The organism is Tabrizicola sp., assembly GCF_022842145.1.
GTDB lineage: Bacteria > Pseudomonadota > Alphaproteobacteria > Rhodobacterales > Rhodobacteraceae > Tabrizicola.
On record NZ_JALHQD010000003.1, the window covers coordinates 100,867 to 119,727 of the forward strand.

The 18,861-nt window shown below is 65.1% G+C and carries 18 protein-coding genes; 11 read left to right on the forward strand and 7 right to left on the reverse strand.

Features of this window, described 5'->3' with window-relative positions:
* Window positions 1-154: 154 nt before the first annotated feature.
* Genes Q0C42_RS08655 through Q0C42_RS08670 form a run of 4 tightly spaced genes read right to left on the reverse strand, consistent with a single transcriptional unit; the run spans window position 155 to window position 4,301 of the window.
* Window positions 155-1,285, reverse strand: a complete 1,131-nt coding sequence (locus Q0C42_RS08655; RefSeq protein ID WP_295074434.1) for a sugar ABC transporter substrate-binding protein — start codon at window positions 1,283-1,285, stop codon at window positions 155-157.
* A gap of 15 nt (window positions 1,286-1,300) precedes the next feature.
* On the reverse strand, window positions 1,301-2,350 hold the full coding sequence (locus Q0C42_RS08660) for a response regulator (protein ID WP_295074435.1): 1,050 nt from the start codon (window positions 2,348-2,350) through the stop codon (window positions 1,301-1,303).
* Window positions 2,347-2,760 carry a response regulator gene (locus tag Q0C42_RS08665; RefSeq protein ID WP_295074436.1) on the reverse strand — a complete coding sequence of 138 codons (414 nt, stop codon included), beginning with the start codon at window positions 2,758-2,760 and terminating at the stop codon, window positions 2,347-2,349. Before Q0C42_RS08665 ends, Q0C42_RS08660 begins: the two co-directional genes overlap by 4 nt.
* Window positions 2,761-2,789: 29 nt before the next feature.
* The gene (locus Q0C42_RS08670) at window positions 2,790-4,301 is read right to left on the reverse strand and encodes an ATP-binding protein (RefSeq protein WP_295074437.1); all 1,512 of its coding nucleotides are present in this window, start codon (window positions 4,299-4,301) and stop codon (window positions 2,790-2,792) included.
* A gap of 235 nt (window positions 4,302-4,536) precedes the next feature.
* Between Q0C42_RS08670 and Q0C42_RS08675 the strand changes: the two genes are divergently transcribed.
* The 5 genes from Q0C42_RS08675 to Q0C42_RS08695 all read left to right on the forward strand — a co-directional run bounded on the left by Q0C42_RS08675 (window position 4,537) and on the right by Q0C42_RS08695 (window position 9,367).
* The gene (locus Q0C42_RS08675; protein ID WP_295074438.1) at window positions 4,537-4,746 is read left to right on the forward strand and encodes a hypothetical protein; all 210 of its coding nucleotides are present in this window, start codon (window positions 4,537-4,539) and stop codon (window positions 4,744-4,746) included.
* Between the two features lie 68 nt (window positions 4,747-4,814).
* Window positions 4,815-5,615, forward strand: a complete 801-nt coding sequence (locus Q0C42_RS08680) for a DUF4198 domain-containing protein (protein ID WP_295074439.1) — start codon at window positions 4,815-4,817, stop codon at window positions 5,613-5,615.
* The gene (locus Q0C42_RS08685) at window positions 5,612-6,751 is read left to right on the forward strand and encodes a HupE/UreJ family protein (protein WP_295074440.1); all 1,140 of its coding nucleotides are present in this window, start codon (window positions 5,612-5,614) and stop codon (window positions 6,749-6,751) included. Before Q0C42_RS08680 ends, Q0C42_RS08685 begins: the two co-directional genes overlap by 4 nt.
* Window positions 6,752-6,984: 233 nt before the next feature.
* On the forward strand, window positions 6,985-8,364 hold the full coding sequence (locus Q0C42_RS08690) for a cytochrome ubiquinol oxidase subunit I (protein ID WP_295074441.1): 1,380 nt from the start codon (window positions 6,985-6,987) through the stop codon (window positions 8,362-8,364).
* A gap of 4 nt (window positions 8,365-8,368) precedes the next feature.
* The gene (locus Q0C42_RS08695; RefSeq protein ID WP_295074442.1) at window positions 8,369-9,367 is read left to right on the forward strand and encodes a cytochrome d ubiquinol oxidase subunit II; all 999 of its coding nucleotides are present in this window, start codon (window positions 8,369-8,371) and stop codon (window positions 9,365-9,367) included.
* A 70-nt stretch (window positions 9,368-9,437) separates the two neighbouring features.
* Here the strand turns inward: Q0C42_RS08695 and betC are convergent, their stop codons facing one another.
* Both betC and bhcR read right to left on the reverse strand, forming a co-directional pair.
* Complete coding sequence (gene betC, locus Q0C42_RS08700; RefSeq protein WP_295074443.1) at window positions 9,438-10,940, reverse strand: choline-sulfatase; 1,503 nt, start codon at window positions 10,938-10,940, stop codon at window positions 9,438-9,440.
* Window positions 10,941-11,028: 88 nt separating this feature from the next.
* Window positions 11,029-11,841 carry an HTH-type transcriptional regulator BhcR gene (gene bhcR / locus Q0C42_RS08705; RefSeq protein WP_295074444.1) on the reverse strand — a complete coding sequence of 271 codons (813 nt, stop codon included), beginning with the start codon at window positions 11,839-11,841 and terminating at the stop codon, window positions 11,029-11,031.
* Between the two features lie 150 nt (window positions 11,842-11,991).
* On the opposite strand from bhcR, the gene bhcA reads away from it, so the two are divergent.
* The 5 genes from bhcA (at window position 11,992) to Q0C42_RS08730 (ending at window position 17,575) form a co-directional block, all read left to right on the forward strand.
* The gene (gene bhcA / locus Q0C42_RS08710; RefSeq protein WP_295074445.1) at window positions 11,992-13,182 is read left to right on the forward strand and encodes an L-aspartate--glyoxylate aminotransferase BhcA; all 1,191 of its coding nucleotides are present in this window, start codon (window positions 11,992-11,994) and stop codon (window positions 13,180-13,182) included.
* A gap of 77 nt (window positions 13,183-13,259) precedes the next feature.
* Window positions 13,260-14,228 (forward strand): beta-hydroxyaspartate dehydratase BhcB, encoded by a 969-nt coding sequence (bhcB, locus tag Q0C42_RS08715; protein ID WP_295074446.1) that lies wholly within the window; start codon window positions 13,260-13,262, stop codon window positions 14,226-14,228.
* 4 nt (window positions 14,229-14,232) lie between these two features.
* A complete protein-coding gene (gene bhcC, locus Q0C42_RS08720) occupies window positions 14,233-15,396 on the forward strand; it encodes a 3-hydroxy-D-aspartate aldolase BhcC (protein ID WP_295074447.1) in 1,164 nt (387 codons plus the stop codon).
* 119 nt (window positions 15,397-15,515) lie between these two features.
* A complete protein-coding gene (bhcD, locus tag Q0C42_RS08725) occupies window positions 15,516-16,475 on the forward strand; it encodes an iminosuccinate reductase BhcD (protein WP_295074448.1) in 960 nt (319 codons plus the stop codon).
* Window positions 16,476-16,600: 125 nt separating this feature from the next.
* Entirely contained in the window at window positions 16,601-17,575 is a 975-nt protein-coding gene (locus Q0C42_RS08730) for a glyceraldehyde 3-phosphate dehydrogenase NAD-binding domain-containing protein (protein ID WP_295074449.1), read from the forward strand.
* Between the two features lie 144 nt (window positions 17,576-17,719).
* On the opposite strand, the gene Q0C42_RS08735 is transcribed toward Q0C42_RS08730, so the two are convergent.
* Window positions 17,720-18,292, reverse strand: coding sequence for a GNAT family N-acetyltransferase (locus tag Q0C42_RS08735; protein WP_295074450.1), 573 nt, complete (start codon window positions 18,290-18,292; stop codon window positions 17,720-17,722).
* A gap of 167 nt (window positions 18,293-18,459) precedes the next feature.
* On the opposite strand from Q0C42_RS08735, the gene Q0C42_RS08740 reads away from it, so the two are divergent.
* Window positions 18,460-18,813 carry a cupin domain-containing protein gene (locus Q0C42_RS08740; protein ID WP_295074451.1) on the forward strand — a complete coding sequence of 118 codons (354 nt, stop codon included), beginning with the start codon at window positions 18,460-18,462 and terminating at the stop codon, window positions 18,811-18,813.
* Window positions 18,814-18,861: the final 48 nt, after the last annotated feature.

Below are 18,861 nucleotides of genomic sequence, written 5' to 3' on the forward strand. Positions count from 1 at the left end.
GGAGGTACCTTCCGTCTCGGCGAAACGTCAGACCACCCCGGATGAGCGCAACTGTTTTGCTGGCAATGTCCCCATATTCGCCTGCTTGTTACCGCCAATGCGTACATTTCCTACTGGATTTTGCGTTCGGGAATGACGCGTCGTTAGCCCTGCCTCAGTTGGCTTCGGACGACCACGGGAAGTTGACGTAGTTCGCGCGGGTGGAATAGCAGATGTTGCCGTACATCTTCAGATAGCTGTCGCGGCGCGCTGGGTCGTTGTAGACGCTTCCGGGGTCGGCCAGATCGGCCTCGTAGGCGGCTAGGTTTTCGGCCGTCAGCGCGCGGGGCAGGATGTCCATCGCCTGAGGTATCTGCTTGCCGTCCAGCCAGTCGGCGGCGTGCTGGCCCATCGCGTAGCCGAAAACCGGAGAATTCAGGCTGATGCTTGCCTTGTAAGGCCCGCCGGCGCGAATTTCGGCCACCGCCTCTGGCTCGCCGTCGATCCCGCCCAGGAACTGGTCAGGCCGGTCCTTGCCCGCTTCGCGCAGCGCCTGCAGGGCGCCAAGCACGACCCCGTCTGCGCCCAGGATCACGTCGACATCGGGGTGGGCGATCAGGATCGTTCGCATCGTCGCAAGCCCGCCCTCCTTGCCGACCGGGTTCGGCGAGATGTCGGCGACGATGCGCACCGCGGGCAGCTCGGCCAGGGCGTCGCGGATGGCGGTGAAGCGGGGGGTCAGGAACTGGATGCTGTCCTGCGTCAGAAGCACGACATTCGCGCGGCCATCGAGGTTGGTTCTGATATACTCCACCGCGAGGTCGGCAAGCTCTTTCCCGGTCCGGTATTGCGGCGCGTTCAGAAGCGACGTGGCGGGGGGCGCGACGATGGTGCCGACATAGGCGCCCGACGCGATCAGGGCGTGTAGACCGGGGGCCTGCGTGCCGGGGTCGACCGGCGAGACGACGATGGCCCCGACACGGTCGGAGCGGAACGCGTCAAGCTGGTCCAGCATCACGGCGCTGTCGTTGTCGGCCAGAGCCACGACATAGTCGATCCCGCGGTCCCTGGCGGCAAGCGACAGCCCGTGGTCGATGCCGGTCACGAACTCCCGGTCGTTGTCCTTGGCGAAGGCGAGAACGCGGTCAAGCCCCACCGGCCGCTCGCAGGCGGCAGCATTGGCGTCGAACGGCGGGAACACGGTCGAAACGGTAATGCCCTGCGCCGCGTCTTGCGCGAAGGCGATGGGTGCCAAGGCCGTCAGGACACTGGCGAGGATCCCCAGCCTGACCGTTGATGCTTGCATTCTGGCCTCCCACCTTCAATTCCGCAGCGGAAACGTCAGCCGCGCCGCCGTGCCCGGTGCGCGGTCCATGTATTCCATTTCGGCATTCATCGACGTCGCCATCGCCTTGATGATCCGGGTTCCAAGCCCCGTGCCCTTTGGAGCCGCCTCGCGCCCGATGCCCGCGTCTTCCACGGTCAATTCGGCACTGCTGGTGCCGAGGGCGCGGAGGCGGACGAAAATCTGGCCATCGCGTCTGGGGTAGGCGTATTTGAAGGCGTTGGTGACAAGTTCGGTGACGATGATCCCGAGGTTGATCGTGTCGTCGGTCACAAGGCGTATCGGTTCAAGATCGGTCAGCAACTGGGTGCCGCTGCCCTCGGCCTGCATCGAAAGTCCAAGGTTTTGCAGCAAACCGTCGAGATATTCGCTGAGATCGACGTGGCGCACGTCGCTGGAGGAATAGAGGCTCTTGTGCACCGAAGCGATCGCAAAGATCCGCGCTTTCGTTTCGGCAAGCGCGTCCTTGGCCACCTGGTCAGTCAGAAGGTTCGCCTGCATGCTGACCAGTGTGGACACCAGCGTCAGGCTGTTGCTGACGCGGTGATTGACCTCGGCCAGAAGCATTTCGGCCCGGTCGCGTGCCAGACGCACCTCGGCCTCGGCGGCCTCCTTGGCGGCGACAAGCTGCGCTTTGACAATCGCCTGGCTGAGGGCCGACCCAAGAAGGGTGAGAAAGTCGTCGCCGATCGTCTTCGGGATGAAATCGCTGGCCCCGGCCTTGAGGGCCGCCACGCCGACATTCGGTTCGGACGACCCGGTGACGTAGACCACCGGCGGGGTCCCGGTCTGGCCCGCCAGCCGGTCGAGGAAATCAAGCCCGGTTCCGGAGGGCAGGTAGTGGTCCAGCGCCACGACGTCGAAGGGCTGCGACGCGATCATGTCCAGCGCGGCATCGGCTGTGGACGCAAGATCGACCGTGAACCCTTGCCGTCCCAGCGCCTTCTGGATCAGCCGGGCCAGGGCCTTGTCGTCATCCACGTAAAGCACACGGAGAAGCGGTGCTGCGTCACCATCCGGGCTCATGTCGTCTCGGGGATCTGAACGACCGAGAAGAACAGGCCAAGCTGCCGGATGGCGTTGGCGAAGCCTTCGTAGCTGACCGGCTTGGTGACGTAGAAGTTGGCGCCGTGGTCATAGCAGCGGCGGATTTCCACGGCGTCATCGGTCGTGGTCAACACCACCACCGGCACACATTTCAGGTGCTCGTTCGTCTTGATCCGGCCCAGGATATCCATGCCCGACATGTCCGGCAGGTTCAGGTCCAACAGCACCAGAAGCTGGCGACCGATGTTCACCTTGCCGCTGCCATCTTCGCCCAGCAGGAATTTCAGCGCACTCGCGCCGTCGACGAAAGCCAGGATGTCGTTGTTGATCGCCGCGCGCCTGATGTTCTTTTCGATCAGTCGGGCGTGGCCCTCGTCGTCTTCAATCATCACTATTGTTACGGGAGAGACTGTCTGGTTCATGAGCGCTCCACGTCGCCCGGGGTCGGACGTAACGGCAAAGTTACGGTGAAAATGGACCCGGCGTCGAGAGTGGAAGTGGCGTCGATGGTGCCTCCCATCCGGCGCACCAGGGCCTTCACGAAGGCAAGTCCCATCCCTTCGCCGGGCTGGTCCAGGACGCCGGACCTGCGGAAGGGTTCGAAGATCCGCTCCATGTCCTGCGCGGCGATCCCGCGACCGTTGTCCTGCACAGCAAGGGCCACCTTGCCGTCAGGCAGCGCAGAGGCCCGCACCGAGATCGTGAGCGGGCGATCGGCGCTGCGATACTTCACCGCGTTGTCCAGAAGATTGCCGATGATCTGCTCCAGTCCCACGCGGTCCACCTCTATCGTCGGGACGCCGACCTCAAGCGTGATGGTGCCCCCGTCCTGCTGGACCTGATGCTGGACCGCTGCGGTGGCAGAGGAAAGCGATTGGGCAAGGTCCACCTCTTCCGGCCTGAGTGCGCGGCGACCCTCGCGCGACAGTTTCAGGATGGATTTGATCAGCTGGTCCATCGTTCTGGTGGACGAGCGGATGAACCGGATCGCTTCGGGCAGATCCTCGCTTGCCGCCAGGCGCGCCTCTATCTTCGCGGCGCTGACGGGCTCGGAGGTATCTGCCTCGACAGCCGAAACCAGCTTTTCGATGCCCATTTCCAGTTCGCTGGTGAAGCCCATGATGTTCACCAACGGGGCGCGAAGGTCATGGGTGACGATATAGGCAAACCGCTGGATTTCATGGTTGGCCTGCTGGAGATCGGCGGTCCGGGCGGCGATCCGCGCCTCGAGGCTGGCGTTGAGCGCCGCGAGATCGCCGTGTGCCAGGGAAAGCGCCCGGCTGTGCCGCAGCACCGAAGCGATGGCAAATCCGACCACGGCCACGATGATCAGACCGCCAACGCTGGTGACCAGCCGCAGCCAGGCGGCGTTTGTGCGCTGTTCTGCTGCCCCGTCGGCTGCCGCATCCTCGGCGGCCCAGATCAGCCCGGAGAGGAAGATGTTGGCCTCGTCCATCAAGGCCTTGTCGCGCGACATGCGGAAGTTCGACATCACCTCGTCGTCACGCATGGCACGTTTCAATGCGATGCTGTCTTTGAGTTCGGTCAGTTTTTCAGAGGATATCGTGCGAAGCTTTTCGACCAGCGGCTTTGCTTCGGGGTTGTCAGCCGTCGCCTGATCCAGTGCCTCGAACCAGCGGGTCGCCTGCCGGGCGGCGGTTTCGAACGGGGCGAGGTAGACCTCGTTGCCTGAATAGATGAAGCCGCGATGACTGGATTCGGCGGCGAGAAGCGCGTTGCGCAGTTCCACCGCCGCCATCCGCTGATCGCGCGCGTTCGTCGCGCGTTCAAAATACTCCTGCGAGCGTTCGGCGAGGATCAAGGTCATCACGACGATGACCGCCAGCACCGCGAAGCCGACCGCCAGAAAGACGATCGGACGGACGGTCACGCGGCGAGGAAGTGCCGTGGCGGGACCTGGGCTGGTCATGCGTCGCGCGCGGGAAAAGCGGGGTTCATTCTGTTTCCTGCCGAATGAGTTTTCGAGGCGGGGCAGGCATCGACGAAGCCTGGGACGCGCAGAACCAACGCAACACCGGCCCGATCATGACATGCGGACGGCAATTATCAACCCGCCAGCGGCCTTTTGCGGCTTCTGCCCTGAAGGTGAAACTTCTCGCCGCCGCGGTTCGTAGCTTCCGTACTCAACAACAGGAGTGAGCAAGATGCAGAAGTTTTTCGCCGTCACGATGCTGGGCCTGCTGGCCACGGGTGCCTTCGCAAAAGGGCATGACCAGGGATCGACCGAGGTTCCCGGCGCAGATACCGGGACCGAAACGGTCGCCGCCTCGCATGCCCTGGGTGGCATCAAGGGCAACCGTCCGGACGACAAGGGGCCGACCGACAGCCCGGCCGTGGTCAACGCCGGTCGCTAAGTGACAAGGGGCCCGGCGGCAGTGTCGCCGGACCCCGCTCGTCGCGCCAGCATTCATGGGGAAATGAGATGCAGTTTCGGTCACTGATCCTGGCGTGCGGGATTCTGGTCGCGGCAGAAGCCTCGGCGCATGAATTCTGGATCGAACCCGATAGCGGGACGACGGCCCATGTCCGGGTCGGACAGATGCTGGTCGGTGAGCCGCTTCCGTTTCTTGACCGCATCATCCGCTCGGCGCGGCACTATTCCCCCGACGGCGTCCAAGAGCTTGAAGGCCGTCAGGGAGACATCCCGGCCCTGTCCGTCGATCTGACCGCGCCGGGCCTGCATCTGATCACCGTGGAGACGGCTCCGGCCTATGTCGTCTTCGAAGATCTGGCCGAGTTCCGGGACTATCTCGATTACGAAGGCTTGGGGCGGGTGATGGACGAACACCGCTCGCGCGGGGCGCCGGACCGTGAGATTGCAGAGGGATATCTACGCTACGCCAGAACCTTGTCTGCGGCCGGCCCGGCAAAGGGGCTTGGTGCGGACGCGCCACGGGGGCTTCGCTACGAACTGGTGGCCGCAACCTCCCCATTCATTGCGGGGGCGCAGACGGTCGAGGTGCACCTGCTTTGGGAGGGTCAGCCTCAAGCCGATACGCAGGTCTCGGTCTTCCACCGGCCCGAAGCCGATCCGGCAACTGTGACGCGCGCGCTTCTGACCAGCGATGCCGACGGCCGGGTGGTCGCAGGACTGAACGGACCCGGCCTTTATCTGTTCAACGCCGTGCACATGATTGCGGCCGAGGGACCCGGCAGCGTCGTCTGGCAAAGCCACTGGGCCAGCCTGAGCTTTCAGCTTGGCGCGAAGGGGCAACCGGAATGAGGCCGCTTGACCCCCGCCGGCATCGCCAGCTGTTGGCCGTGCTGGCCATGCTTGCGCTCTCGTTTCTTCCACATCCGGCGCGCGCGCATGAAGTGCTGCCCGCAATCGCAAGTTTCTCCGTCAAAGACGGAACGCTTAAGCTTGCCATCCGGGCCGACATCGACGCGATCATGGCCGGTCTTGATCTGTCGTCGGAGGAAGAGGGCGCGCCCGGTCCGGAGGACGGGACCTATGATGCCCTGCGCGTCCGGCCCGCCAGCGAGATCGCGGTCAGGTTTCGGACGTTTTGGCCCGGCATGGCGGATCAAGTCCGCATCCTGGTCGATGGGGTGAACCGGATGCCCGTCCTGACCTCGGTGGTGCCGCCGGAAAGCGATGTCCAGGGGCTGTCCCGCAGCTTCACGGTGAACCTGGTTGTGGACCTGCCACTGGGGGCCAGAACCGTCAGCATCGGCTGGGCGGAGCCGCTTGGCCCCCTTGTCCTGCGGCAGAACGGCGTCGAAAGCCCTTACGACGGCTACCTGGAGCCAGGCCAAACCAGCCCGCCGGTTGCGCTTGCAGGCGGGGATGCCCAAGGCGGCTGGTCGACCTTTGCGGTTTATGTTCCGGTGGGATTTCAGCACATCGTCCCGCTGGGCCTTGACCATATCCTGTTCGTCCTGGGGCTGTTCCTGTTCGACACGCGGCTCCGCCCTTTGCTGCTGCAGATCAGTGCCTTCACCGCAGCGCATACCCTGACCCTTGCCGCGGCCGCGGCGGAGGTGATCACCATTCCCGCCAGCGTGGTCGAGCCGGCAATCGCGGCATCCATCGTCTTTGTGGCTGTCGAAAACATCTTCGGCAAAGGCAGAAGCGCGCTGCGGCTTCCGCTGGTCTTTCTGTTCGGCCTTCTGCACGGCCTGGGGTTCGCCTCGGTCCTTGCAGAGTTCGGGCTTCCGGAGACCGGATTTCTGGCTGCCCTTCTGGGCTTCAATCTTGGGGTCGAGATCGGGCAACTGGCCGTGGTGGGCGCTGCGTTTCTGTGCGTCAGCCTGTGGTTCAGACGGCACGCGCTGTACCGCGCGGTGGTGGTCGTTCCCGGCTCGGTCGTGATCGGGCTGACCGGGGCAGTCTGGTTCGTGCAGAGGCTGACCTAGGCTGGCGGGTCGAGAGAAGGCACTTCAGATTCCTCCAGTAAGGTTGAGCCGACATTGACGTTTGGCAGCTTCAATCGGGCTGCCGATGCGTCTACCGACTTTTGGCGCCAGCGATGCGTCCGTAGGCAGGTCTGATGCGGCGAACCGACGCTCCCCCACTAGAATTCCCCCGGATGCGCGCCATCTGCAGCGGGTACTTGCCATAATCGGTTGGCAAAGGAGCGACGGTAACGATGGACACACTTCTGCTTTCCCGCATCCAGTTCGGGGCAAACATCTCGTTCCACATCCTCTTTCCCACCATCACAATCGCCTTGGGCTGGGTGCTTCTGTTCTTCAAGTTGCGCTTCAACGCGACCGGCGACCGCAAGTGGGCCGAGGCCTACATGTTCTGGGTCAAGGTCTTCGCGCTGTCCTTCGCGCTTGGCGTGGTGTCGGGCATCACCATGTCCTTCCAGTTCGGCACCAACTGGCCGGGCTTCATGGAGACGGTCGGCAACGTCGCCGGGCCGCTTCTGGCCTACGAGGTGCTGACCGCCTTCTTCCTTGAGGCGGTCTTCCTCGGGATCATGCTGTTCGGTGCCAGCCGCGTGCCGGGCTGGCTGCACACGCTTGCCACCGGCCTGGTCGCGTTCGGTACAACAATGTCGGCGTTCTGGATCCTGGTCCTGAACAGCTGGATGCACACCCCGCAAGGCTATGAGCTGCGTGACGGCATCGTCTACGCCACCGACTGGTGGGCGATCATCTTCAACCCCTCGATGCCCTACCGTCTGGGCCACATGCTGTTGGCCAGTGGCCTGACCGTGGCCTTCCTGCTGGCCGGTATCAGCGCGCTGCGCCTGTTGATGAAAGACCGCAGCGCCAGCGTGCGCTCGACCTTCCGGGTTGGCGTGATCCTGGGAGCCGTCCTGATCCCGCTGCAGATCCTGATGGGCGACATGCACGGGTTGAACACGCTGGAGCATCAGCCGCAGAAGGTTGCCGCGATGGAGGGCAACTGGGAGACCCAAGGCAACGTCCCGCTTCTGCTGTTTGCCCTGCCCGACCAGGAGGCGCGGACCAACCATTTCGAGATCGGTATCCCCAGCCTGGCCTCGATCATCCTCAAGCACGATCCTGCGGGCGTCGTGCCCGGCCTGAACGATTTCGTCACCGCCGAGGGCGAGGTGATGCACCCCCCCGTGGCCCCGGTGTTCTGGTCGTTCCGGATCATGGTGGGTGTGGGCATGCTGATGCTGCTGGCCAGTTGGACGGGTGCCTTCCTTTTGTGGCGGCGCGGGGTGGACGCGATGCCGCGGCTTTACCTTTACGGGATGTCGGGGTTGGCCTTCTCGGGCTGGATCGCCACGCTGGCGGGCTGGTACACCACCGAAATCGGGCGCCAGCCCTGGCTGGTGCAGGGGGTCCTCAGCACCAAGGCCGCCGTGGCCGACGTGCCCGCACCGATGGTGCTGACGACGCTCCTGGTCTACCTGGCCGTCTATGCCGCGCTGATCCTGGCCTACATGGGGGTCATCACCTACATGGCCCGCAAGGCGGCCCGGGGTGAACCTTTGCCCAAGGACGAGCGGGTGAAGGGCGGCGAAGCCATGGCCGTTCCAGCGGAGTAGGATGATGTTCGCCACCCTTGATCTGCCGTTCATCTTCGCCGCCCTTCTGGGCCTGTCGATCCTGATCTACGTCGTCCTCGACGGCTTCGACCTTGGCGTCGGCATCCTGTTCCCCTTCGCCACCCCGGAGGAACGCGACACGATGGTTGCCAGCATCGGCCCGTTCTGGGACGCGAACGAGACCTGGCTTGTCCTTGCCATCGGGCTTCTCCTCGTCGCCTTTCCGGTGGCACATGGCGCGATCCTGACGCAGCTATACCTGCCCGTGGCCGTCATGCTGTTCGGCCTTATCCTGCGCGGCGTGGCGTTCGAGTTTCGCGCGAAGGCTCCCCTCAAGCACAAGCGCGCGTGGGATGGCGCCTTCTTTACCGGCAGCCTGATGACCGGCCTGTCGCAGGGCTTCATGCTGGGGCTGTACATCATGGGCCTGAGCTACACCTGGTGGCACGTCGGCTTTGCCTTGATTACGGCGGTCTTCCTGACCGTGGCCTACAGCTTCATCGGCGCGACCTGGCTGATCGCCAAGACGGAAGGCCCGTTGCAGAAAAAGGCCGTGGAGTGGTCGCAGGGCGGCATCTGGGGCGTCGTGCTGGGGATGGGCGCGATCTCGATGGCAACGCCTTTCGTCTCCCAGCGCATCTTTGACAAATGGTTCGGCCTGCCGCAGATGCTGTACCTTTCGCCGCTGCCAGCCGTCTCGGCGCTGACGATCGGCCTGATCTGGTGGAAGCTCCGCCGCCTGCCGATGGAAGGCGACCGCTTCGCCTGGATTCCCTTTGTCGCAACGATCGCGTTATTCGTCCTGGGCTTTGCGGGAATGGCCTACAGCTTCTTTCCCTTCATCGTGCCCGAGGCGATCACCATCTACGAAGCCGCAAGCGCACCCGAGTCGCTCGCGATCATCCTGGTCGGCACCCTGATCGTGCTGCCGACCATCCTGGCCTATTCCATCCTCAGCTACTGGATCTTCCGCGGCAAGGCGACGGCGCTTCGGTATGACTGACCGCTAGCGATCGGCGTGGCTCTGCAGCGTCTTCCAAGCCAACGGCTTGTCCGGACCTGCGGAAACCAGGCTACTCGCCCCGCGGGAAACGCTTCTGCTCTTCCAGCACGTTCAGGTCCATGTGGTTGCGCATGTAGCGTTCGCTGGCGGCGCGCAGCGGCTGGTGGTCCCAGGGGAAGTAGGCGCCGTTGCGCAAAGCCTCGTAGACCACCCAGCGCCGGGCCTGGCTTTCGCGGACCTGGGCGTCGTAGGCGGCAAGGTCCCAGCGGGCGTCCGCAAGGGTGCGGAAGTGGGCCAGGATTTCGCCGGCGCGCGGGTCTGTGGCCAGGTTCCTCGTCTCCAGCGGATCGTTCGCCACGTCGAAGAGCTGTTCCGGGTCGGCGGGGCAGCGGATGTACTTCCACGCGCCTTCGCGCAGGGCGACCATCGGCGTGATCGTACCCTCGGCGGCGTATTCCATTGCGACGGGCGGGCGGGAGGAGCCGTTGGCGACCGGGATCAGGTTGACGCCTTCAGTCCAGGGCGCAACTTCAGCCATCGAGATACCGGCCAGCGCGGCAAGCGTGGGGGCAAGGTCGATGGAGGAAACGGGGGTTTCCACCACGCCCGCAGGCATCTCGGGCGCGGCGATCATCAGGGGAACGCGGGCCGAACCTTCAAAGAAGTTCATCTTGAACCACAGGCCCTTTTCCCCAAGCATCTCGCCGTGGTCAGAGAGGAAGACGATGTGCGCCTCCTGCCGCGTTGCCTCCAGCACCGCGAGGATCTCGCCGATCTTGTCGTCGATGTAGCTGATGTTCGCGAAATAGGCCTGTTTCGCGCGGCGGATGTGGTCGGGGGTTATCTCCATCCCCCGCCAGTCGCAGGCGTCCATCAGGCGTTGGGAGTGGGGGTCCATGTCGTCGTAGGCCACCGGCCCGGGCGGCTCGCATTCCGGGGCACCGTCGTAAAGCTCCCAGTATTTGCGGCGGGCGACGAAGGGGTCGTGCGGGTGGGTGAAGCTGACGGTCAGCGCCCAGGGGCGGGGGTCGAGGCCGCGGGAAAGGTCGTAAAGCTTCTGGATGGCCTGGTGCGCGACGTCGTCGTCGTATTCGTACTGGTTGGTGATCTCGGCCACGCCCGCGCCGGTGACCGAGCCAAGGTTGTGGTACCACCAGTCGATCCGTTCGCCGGGCTTGCGGTAGTCCGGGGTCCAGCCGAAATCGGCGGGGTAGATGTCGGTGGTCAGGCGTTCCTCGAACCCGTGCATCTGATCGGGGCCGACGAAATGCATCTTGCCGGAAAGCGTCGTCTGATAGCCCGCCCGGCGCAGGTGGTGCGCGTAGGTCGGGATGTCCGAGGCAAACTCGGCGGCGTTGTCATAGACCCGGGTGCGCGAGGGAAGCTGGCCCGACATGAAGCTGGCCCGTGCCGGGGCGCACAGCGGCGAGGCGGTGTAGCAGTTCCGGAACCGGGCGGAACGGGCAGCAAGCCGCTTCAGGTTCGGCGTGTGCAGGAAGTCTGCCGGGCCATCGGGGAAGAGCGTGCCGTTCAGTTGGTCGACCATCAGGATCAGAAGATTGGGTTTGCTCATCTGGTCGTCCTTCCTTGCATTCGATTGCATGTCTAGTCGGCCGGGGCAGGCCGTCTGGCCCCCGACCGACAGACCCTTGTCGAAAGCGTCATTCCGGCTGGGTGCCGCCCGTCGCCTCGGTCACCTGATCCGCCGCCGCCCGCACCAGCGCGCCGATCCGGGTCGCGTCGGAAAGCCCCATCCGGAACGCGGGACCCGAGACGGAAAGACCCGCCACTGGCTCGCCATGCGCGTTGAAGATGGGGGCCGCGACGCAGCGCATCCCCTCGGCGCGTTCCTGGTCGTCGATGGAAAAGCCCCGGTCGCGTGTGCGGGAGAGGTCGCGGAGGAGGGCGCTGTCGCTGGTAAGCGTGAGCGAAGTGAACTTCTCCAACCCCTTGCGGTCCAGGATGCCGCGGGTCTTCTCCTCGGGGTACCAGGCCAGCAGCGCCTTGCCGATCCCGCTGGAGTGCATCGGCGCACGGGTGCCGGGCGGGAAGAAGGCGCGGATCGCCTCGTAGGTTTCGACCTGGGCCACGAAGAAGACCTCGTCCTTGACCTCGATCCCCAGGTTCGCGGTTTCACCCGTCTCGCGCATCAGCTGGTCCATCGGCTGGCGGGCGCGTTCAACGACCTTGGTGCGGCGCAGGAAGGCGGAACCCACGCGGAAGGCACCGGGGCCGATGTGCCAGAACTGGCCGGGCTCATCGACCTCGACCATGCCGTGGCCCTGCAGGGTGACGAGGGCGCGGAAGACGGTGGCGATGGCCTCGCCGGTGTCCTCGGCGATTTCCGAAAGCGTCCGGCCGGGGTGCATGGCGACATGGGTCAGGATGTCCATGCCCCGGTCCAGCGCCTGGACCGTGTTCTGGTCGGTCTTGTCGTTGAACGCCTTCGGGCGGCCGCGGGGTTTCTGGGTCATCGGGGCCTCCTGTCAGGGTGAAAAAGCGCAAGCTATTGACTGGAATAGGGAATAGCATGACTTCATGCCAATGAAAAATCTTTTCGAAAAAATTGCGCGCATTGGTCGCGGGGCGTAGCTTTTGTGGACGATCTTTCAGGGAGTTGCCCGATGTCCATGCAGAACCCCGTCTTCATCCCGGGCCCGACCAATATCCCGGATTCGGTTCGCAAGGCCTGCGACATGGCCACTCTGGACCACCGCTCGCCCGCCTTTGCGCGGCTCTTCAAGCCTGCCGTCGAAGGCGTGCGTCGGGTGCTCAGGATGGATCAGGGCGAGGTCATCGTGATCCCCTCGACCGGGACCGGCGGCTGGGAAGCGGCGGTGACGAACACCTTGTCTCCCGGCGACACGGTGCTTGCGGCGCGGTTCGGCATGTTCAGCCACCGCTGGATCGACCTCTGCCAGCGCCACGGATTGAACGTCCAGATCATCGAGACGCCCTGGGGGCAGGGTGCCCCACTGGCAGCCATTGAAGCCGCGTTGAAGGCCGACGTTGCGGGCAAGATCAAGGCGGTGCTTGCCACCCACAACGAGACGGCGACAGGCGTGAAGTCCGACATCGCCGGCATCCGCACCGCGATGGATGCGGCGGGGCATGGGGCGATGCTCTTCGTGGACGGCGTGTCCTCCATCGCCTCGATGCCGTTCGACTTTACCGGTTGGGGTGTGGATATCGCCGTGGCGGGCAGCCAGAAAGGCTTCATGCTGCCAGCGGGCCTGGCGATCCTTGGCGTCTCGCCCAAGGCCATCGCGGCGATGGAGACTGCCACGCTTCCCCGAACCTTCTTCGATTTCAAGGACATGCTCGCCTCCTACGCCCGTGGCGGCTATCCTTACACCCCCGCCGTGGGCCTGATCGCGGGCCTCGCGCATTCCATCGACCTTCTGGAGGCCGAGGGGCTGGAGAGCGTCTACGCCCGCCACCACCGCCTCGCCGAGGGCGTCCGCCGCGCCGTCTTCGCCTGGGGAATGGAGCCCTATGCGGCCTCGCTCGACCTTTATTCCGACACGGTGACGGCGGTGAAGGTTCCCCAAGGCTGCGATGGCACCGCGCTGGTCCAGCTTGCGGCGACGAAATACGGCATGGCCTTCGGCGTGGGCCTGGGTGAGGTCGCGGGCAAGGTGTTCCGCATCGGCCACCTTGGGATGCTGACCGAAGCGATGCTGCTCTCGGGCCTTTGCGTCGCCGAGATGTGCATGGCCGATCTGGGCTGGCCGGTGAAGCTGGGCTCGGGCGTGGCGGCAGCGCAGGAGTATTATCGCGGCACGGTCCCGGCGATGGCGCTGGCGGCGGAGTGAAGAACCAAAATCCTTGAGCAAGGATTTTGACAAATTTCTTGCTCAAGAAATTTGGGTCCCAGCGGAAAGGGCAGGACATGAAGGACAACGGTTTGCTGATCCCCACCTACGACGACATGCTGGCCGCGCATGAGCGCATCCGTCCGCATATCCGGCAGACCCCGGTGCGCACCTCGGACTACCTGAACGAGCTTGCGGGTTGCGAGTTGTTCTTCAAATGCGAGAACTTCCAGGAGCCCGGCGCGTTCAAGGTCCGCGGCGCCACCAACGCCGTCTTCGGACTGACCGATGAACAGGCAAAACTGGGCGTCGCCACCCATTCCTCGGGCAACCACGCGTCGTGCCTGAGCTATGCCGCCATGCTGCGCGGCATCCCCTGCAACGTCGTCATGCCCCGCACCGCACCGCAGGCCAAGAAGGACACCGTCCGCCGGTATGGTGGTGTCATCACCGAATGCGAACCTTCGACCTCCTCCCGCGAGGCGACCTTCGCCGAGGTGCAGGCCCGGACCGGCGGCGACTTCGTTCACCCCTACAACGACCCCCGCGTGATCGCCGGCCAAGGCACCTGCTCGCGGGAATTCATGGAGCAGACCGGCGGCTTGGACATGGTCGTCGCCCCGATCGGTGGCGGCGGAATGATCTCGGGCACCTGCCTGACGCTCTCCACCCTCGCTCCGGAAACCCAAGTGATCGCCGCCGAGCCGGAACAGGCCGACGACGCCTACCGCAGCTTCAAGGCCGGCCATATCATCGCCGATGACGCGCCGAAGACCATTGCCGACGGCCTCTTGGTGCCGCTGAAGGACCTGACCTGGCACTTCGTCTCGAACCACGTCTCCGAGATCTACACGGCTTCTGAACAGGAGATAATCGACGCGATGAAGCTGACCTGGAAGCACCTGCGGGTGGTGATGGAACCATCCAGCGCCGTGCCGTTGGCCGTGGTCCTGAAGAACCCGCAAGCATTCAAGGGCAAGCGGGTCGGCATCATCATTACCGGCGGCAACGTCGATCTGGACAAACTCCCCTGGATGAAAGGCTAATCCCATGAACAAGCAGACGAATTTCCAGGGCCTGGAAGTCGGCTACGATATCCCGGCACTTCCGGGGATGGACGAGGCCGACATCCAGACGCCCTGCCTGCTCCTCGACCTCGACGCGCTGGAGCGGAACATCAAGAAGATGGGCGACTATGCCCGCGCCCACGGCATGCGTCACCGGGTGCACGGCAAGATGCACAAGTCGGTCGATGTGGCCTTGCTGCAGGAGCGGCTGGGCGGCTCCGTCGGTGTCTGCTGCCAGAAGGTGTCCGAGGCCGAGGTCTTCGCCCGTGGCGGGATCAAGGATGTGCTGGTCAGCAATCAGGTCCGCGACCCGGCGAAGATCGACCGCCTTGCGCGCCTGCCGAAGCTTGGCGCGCGGACGATCTGCTGCGTGGACATGCTGGACAACGTGGCCGACCTTTCGGCGGCCGCCGTGAAGAACGGCACCACCATCGAATGCCTGGTCGAGATCGATTGCGGTGCCGGGCGCTGTGGCGTCAAGACCACGCCGGACGTCGTGGCGCTTGCCAAGGCCATCGACGCGGCACCCGGCCTCAAGTTCTCGGGCATCCAGGCCTACCAGGGCGCGATGCAGCACATGGACGCTTTCGCCGACCGCAAGGCGAAGATCGACCTTGCCGTGGCCCAGGTGAAGGACGCGGTGGACGCGCTGAAGGCCGAAGGGATCGCCTGCGACATCGTCGGCGGTGGCGGCACCGGGAGCTACTACTTCGAAAGCACGTCAGGGGTTTACAACGAGCTTCAGTGTGGCTCCTACGCCTTCATGGACGCCGACTATGGCCGGATCCTCGACAAGGACGGCAACCGGATCGACCAGGGGGAATGGGAAAACGCGCTGTTCATCCTGACCAGCGTGATGAGCCATGCAAAGGCCGACAAAGCCATCGTCGATGCGGGCCTGAAGGCCCAGTCGGTCGACTCGGGTCTGCCGGTGATCTACGGGCGCACGGACGTGAAGTACGTCAAGTGCAGCGATGAACATGGCGTCGTTGAGGACCCGCAAGGCGTGCTCAAGGTCAACGACAAGCTGAAGCTGGTTCCTGGCCACTGCGACCCGACCTGCAACGTGCACGACTGGTATGTCGGCGTGCGGAACGGCAAGGTCGAAGTGGTCTGGCCCGTCTCGGCGCGCGGCAAGGCTTACTAAGCCTTTCATCTTGGACCAAACATCCCACTGGCGTCGCCAGCGGTGCGCCATTGGTTCAAGAGCCGCTGGCGACGGGGTGTGAAACCGCCGCTCCCACGCTTGCCGCAAAGGACCAACAGATGCTCATCGTCCCCGAGGCCCTGATCGCCTCCCTCGTCACCCCAGAAGACGCCTTCCGCGCTGTCGAGGCCTGCTTAGCCGCCATGGCGCGGGGCGATGCCTACAACTTCCCCGTCGTGCGGGAGGCCTTGGGCGAGGGTCGTCAATACGGCTTCAAGTCCGGTCTTGACCGCGCCGGTGGTCAGCTTGGGGTGAAGGCGGGGGGATACTTTCCCGGCAATGCGGCCAAGGGCATGATCAACCACCAGTCCTCGGTCTTCCTTTTCGATCCCGACACCGGACGGCCGGTGGCGATGGTGGGGGGCAACCTACTGACCGCGCTGCGGACGGCGGCGGCATCGGCAATTGCAATCGACCGGCTTGCCGCGCCGCATGCGCATGTGCTGGGCATTGTCGGTGCAGGTCATCAGGCGGGCTTCCAGCTTCGCGCGGCCGCCCGGGTCCGGCGCTTCGAACGGGTGATCGCCTGGAACCTGCACCCGGATATGCTGCCGAAGCTTGGAGCCGTCGCCGCCGAATTGGGTCTGCCGTTCGAGGCGGTGGACCTGCCCCGGATGCGCGAGGCCGAGGTGATCGTGACCATCACCTCGTCGCCCGCCGCCAGCCTGCTGGCCGGGCATGTCTCTCCAGGCACGCACCTGAGCTGCATGGGTACCGATACGAAAGGCAAGCAGGAGGTCGATCCCGCGCTGGTCGCCAAGGCTGCGGTCTTCACCGATGAGGTGGCGCAATCGGTGACCATCGGCGAGGCCCAGCACGCGGTCGCCGCAGGCTTGCTGGACGCATCGGCGATCATGCCGCTGGGCGATGTCCTGATCGGGCAGCACCCGGGGCGGCGGTCGGAGGGGGAGATCACACTCTTCGACGGCACCGGCGTCGGTCTGCAGGACCTTGCCGTTGCGGCAGTCGCGGTGGAGCGGGCGCGGGAGCGGGGGCTGGGGATCGAGGTCGGGGTCTGACCGGGGCCGGAGTTCAGGAAACTCCGGCGGCGGCGTCCCGGGGGAATTGTGCGGGGAACAAGAACCCCGTTGAAGCCCTGCGGCGCCCGTGGTGAGACTGCGGCGGGCAGGGCAGGGGCAGCTGGATGCGGGTCTTCATCAACGGGTTCGGGCGGATCGGGCGGTCGGTGCTGCGGGCCTATCTCTTGGCCCCGGAGACCTGGCCGGGATTGGAGATCGTCGGGATCAACGACATCGCCGCCCCCGAGATGTGCGCCTATCTCTTCGAGTATGACAGCGTCTTCGGGCCGTGGCGCGGGTCGGTCGTGCTGGAAGCCGGGGCGCTGGTCGTCGGTGGACGGCGGGTGCCGTTGCACCGGACAGCTGACCTCTCGGCCCTTGATCTGGCGGATGTCGATCTGGTCATGGAATGCACCGGCCGGGCCGAGGCGCGGGGGGTGGCCGAGCGCGGCTTGCTGGCAGGCGCCGCGCGGGTGCTGGTGTCGGGGCCGTCCTCGGCGGTGGATGTGACGGTGGTGCTCGGGGCGAACGACGGGGTGCTTGCGGGGCAGAAGATCGTTTCGAACGCGTCCTGCACCACCAACGCGCTGGCTCCGCTGGCGCGGTTGATCCATGAAAGGTGGGGGATCGTCACCGGGTCGATGACGACCGTCCACTGCTATACCGGCAGCCAGCCGACGGTGGATGCGCCTGCCGCCGACTATCCGCGCAGCCGGGCGGCGGCCTTGTCGATGGTGCCGACCACGACCTCGGCGGCGCGGCTCCTGGACGGGGTGCTGCCCCAGATCGCGGGGCGGGTCGTGGCGCAGGCGGTGCGGGTGCCGGTCGCCAGCGTGTCCTGCGTGGACTTCCATCTGGTGACGGAACGCCGGCCTTCGGTGGAGGAGGTGAACCTGGCTTTCCGGACGGCAGGGGGGGTGATCGGGGCGACGGACCGGCCACTGGTTTCGACCGACCTCAGGGCGCGGCCGGAGTCGGTGGTGATGGCCTGCCCGGAGACGAAGGTCTCGGCGGGGGGGATGCTGCGGGTCTTCGGGTGGTACGACAACGAGTGGGGATTTTCCAACCGGATGCTGGACATGGCCCTGCGCATGGGATGAGTGCCCACGCGTGGCGGCCTTTTCAGCCCGAGCGATTTCAAGCACTTGAGCGCGGGCGTTAGGGATTTGGCAAGGATTGCCCGCAGGCCGGCTTTCTGGTGAAACCGGCAGTCCGACGAAAAGACGCCGTCGGACGACAAGGGTTCAGAGCGGCTTGACCAGCAGAATCCATTCCGTCGCGTCGACCTGCCAGTCGTCCTTGACCACGGGGCGGCGCGCAACTTCGCGGTAACCCTTGGCGCGGTAGAGGCGCAGCGCGTCGTGATGGGTGTCTTCGGCGATCAGGCTGATCGTGGAGCGGCCAGCCTGGCGTGCCACCACCTCGGCATGGGCAAGAAGGGCCGAGCCGCAGCCCTTGCCCCGGGCTTCGGGATAGGTCGCAAGGACGTTCAGATACCAGGACCCCGGCGCCAATCCTTCCAGCTGCAGAAGGGGCACGAAGATCGAAGGCGTGCCGGGCTCGATCGGCTCGGGCTCAAGCGCGGCAGGGTAGCCAAGGAGGCAGGCTGCCACCTGACCGTCCACCTCGGCCAGCCAGGCATTGCGGTAGGAGAAGTTCCCGGTGTCCCGCGCGGCGCGTTCGCGGCCGTAGTCGAGGGGGTCCACCCCCGGCGCGGCGGACTTCTTCCAGAAATGCAGGGACAGCTCATCCGCCGCCATGTTGGTGAAGCGCACCAGATGGTCGGCGTCACTGGCTTTCGCGTCGCGGATCAGCATGGGGAACCCTCCTTTGGCCTGTTCCCAGGATGAACCAGACCGGCCGCCATCCTGCAAGGCGGAAACCGACGGGACTTGGCGACTCCCGGCACTTGCCATGCTTCTGGCCCGGTCCTACCAAGGTGCAAAAGCGGTCCTTTCTTGGATCACATCAGGGAGTGCAGCACATGACCGACACCGTATTCCGGTTTCCCGCCCCCGGACCCGAGCCGATGGTCACCGACCTGGAAGGCTGGGTGAAGATCGAGGGCGCGCCGTCGATGAAGACCTGGATCCAGCACACCTCGGCCGATGGCAGCGTCATCAGCGGGACCTGGGAAGCGACGGTCGGAAGCTGGCACGCGTCCTACAAGTTCTACGAATTCGTCCACCTGATCGAAGGCCAGATCACGATCACCCCGGACGGCGGTGCGCCCGTGACCCTGCGGCCGGGCGATGCCTTCGTGGTGGAGCCGACCTTCAAGGGGACCTGGAAGGTCGAAGCCCCGGTCCGCAAGCACTTCTGCATCAAGCTGAAGTAGTCGGGTCGGCTGGCGGCGGTGAGCCTTGGCGGCGGCCACTGAACGATG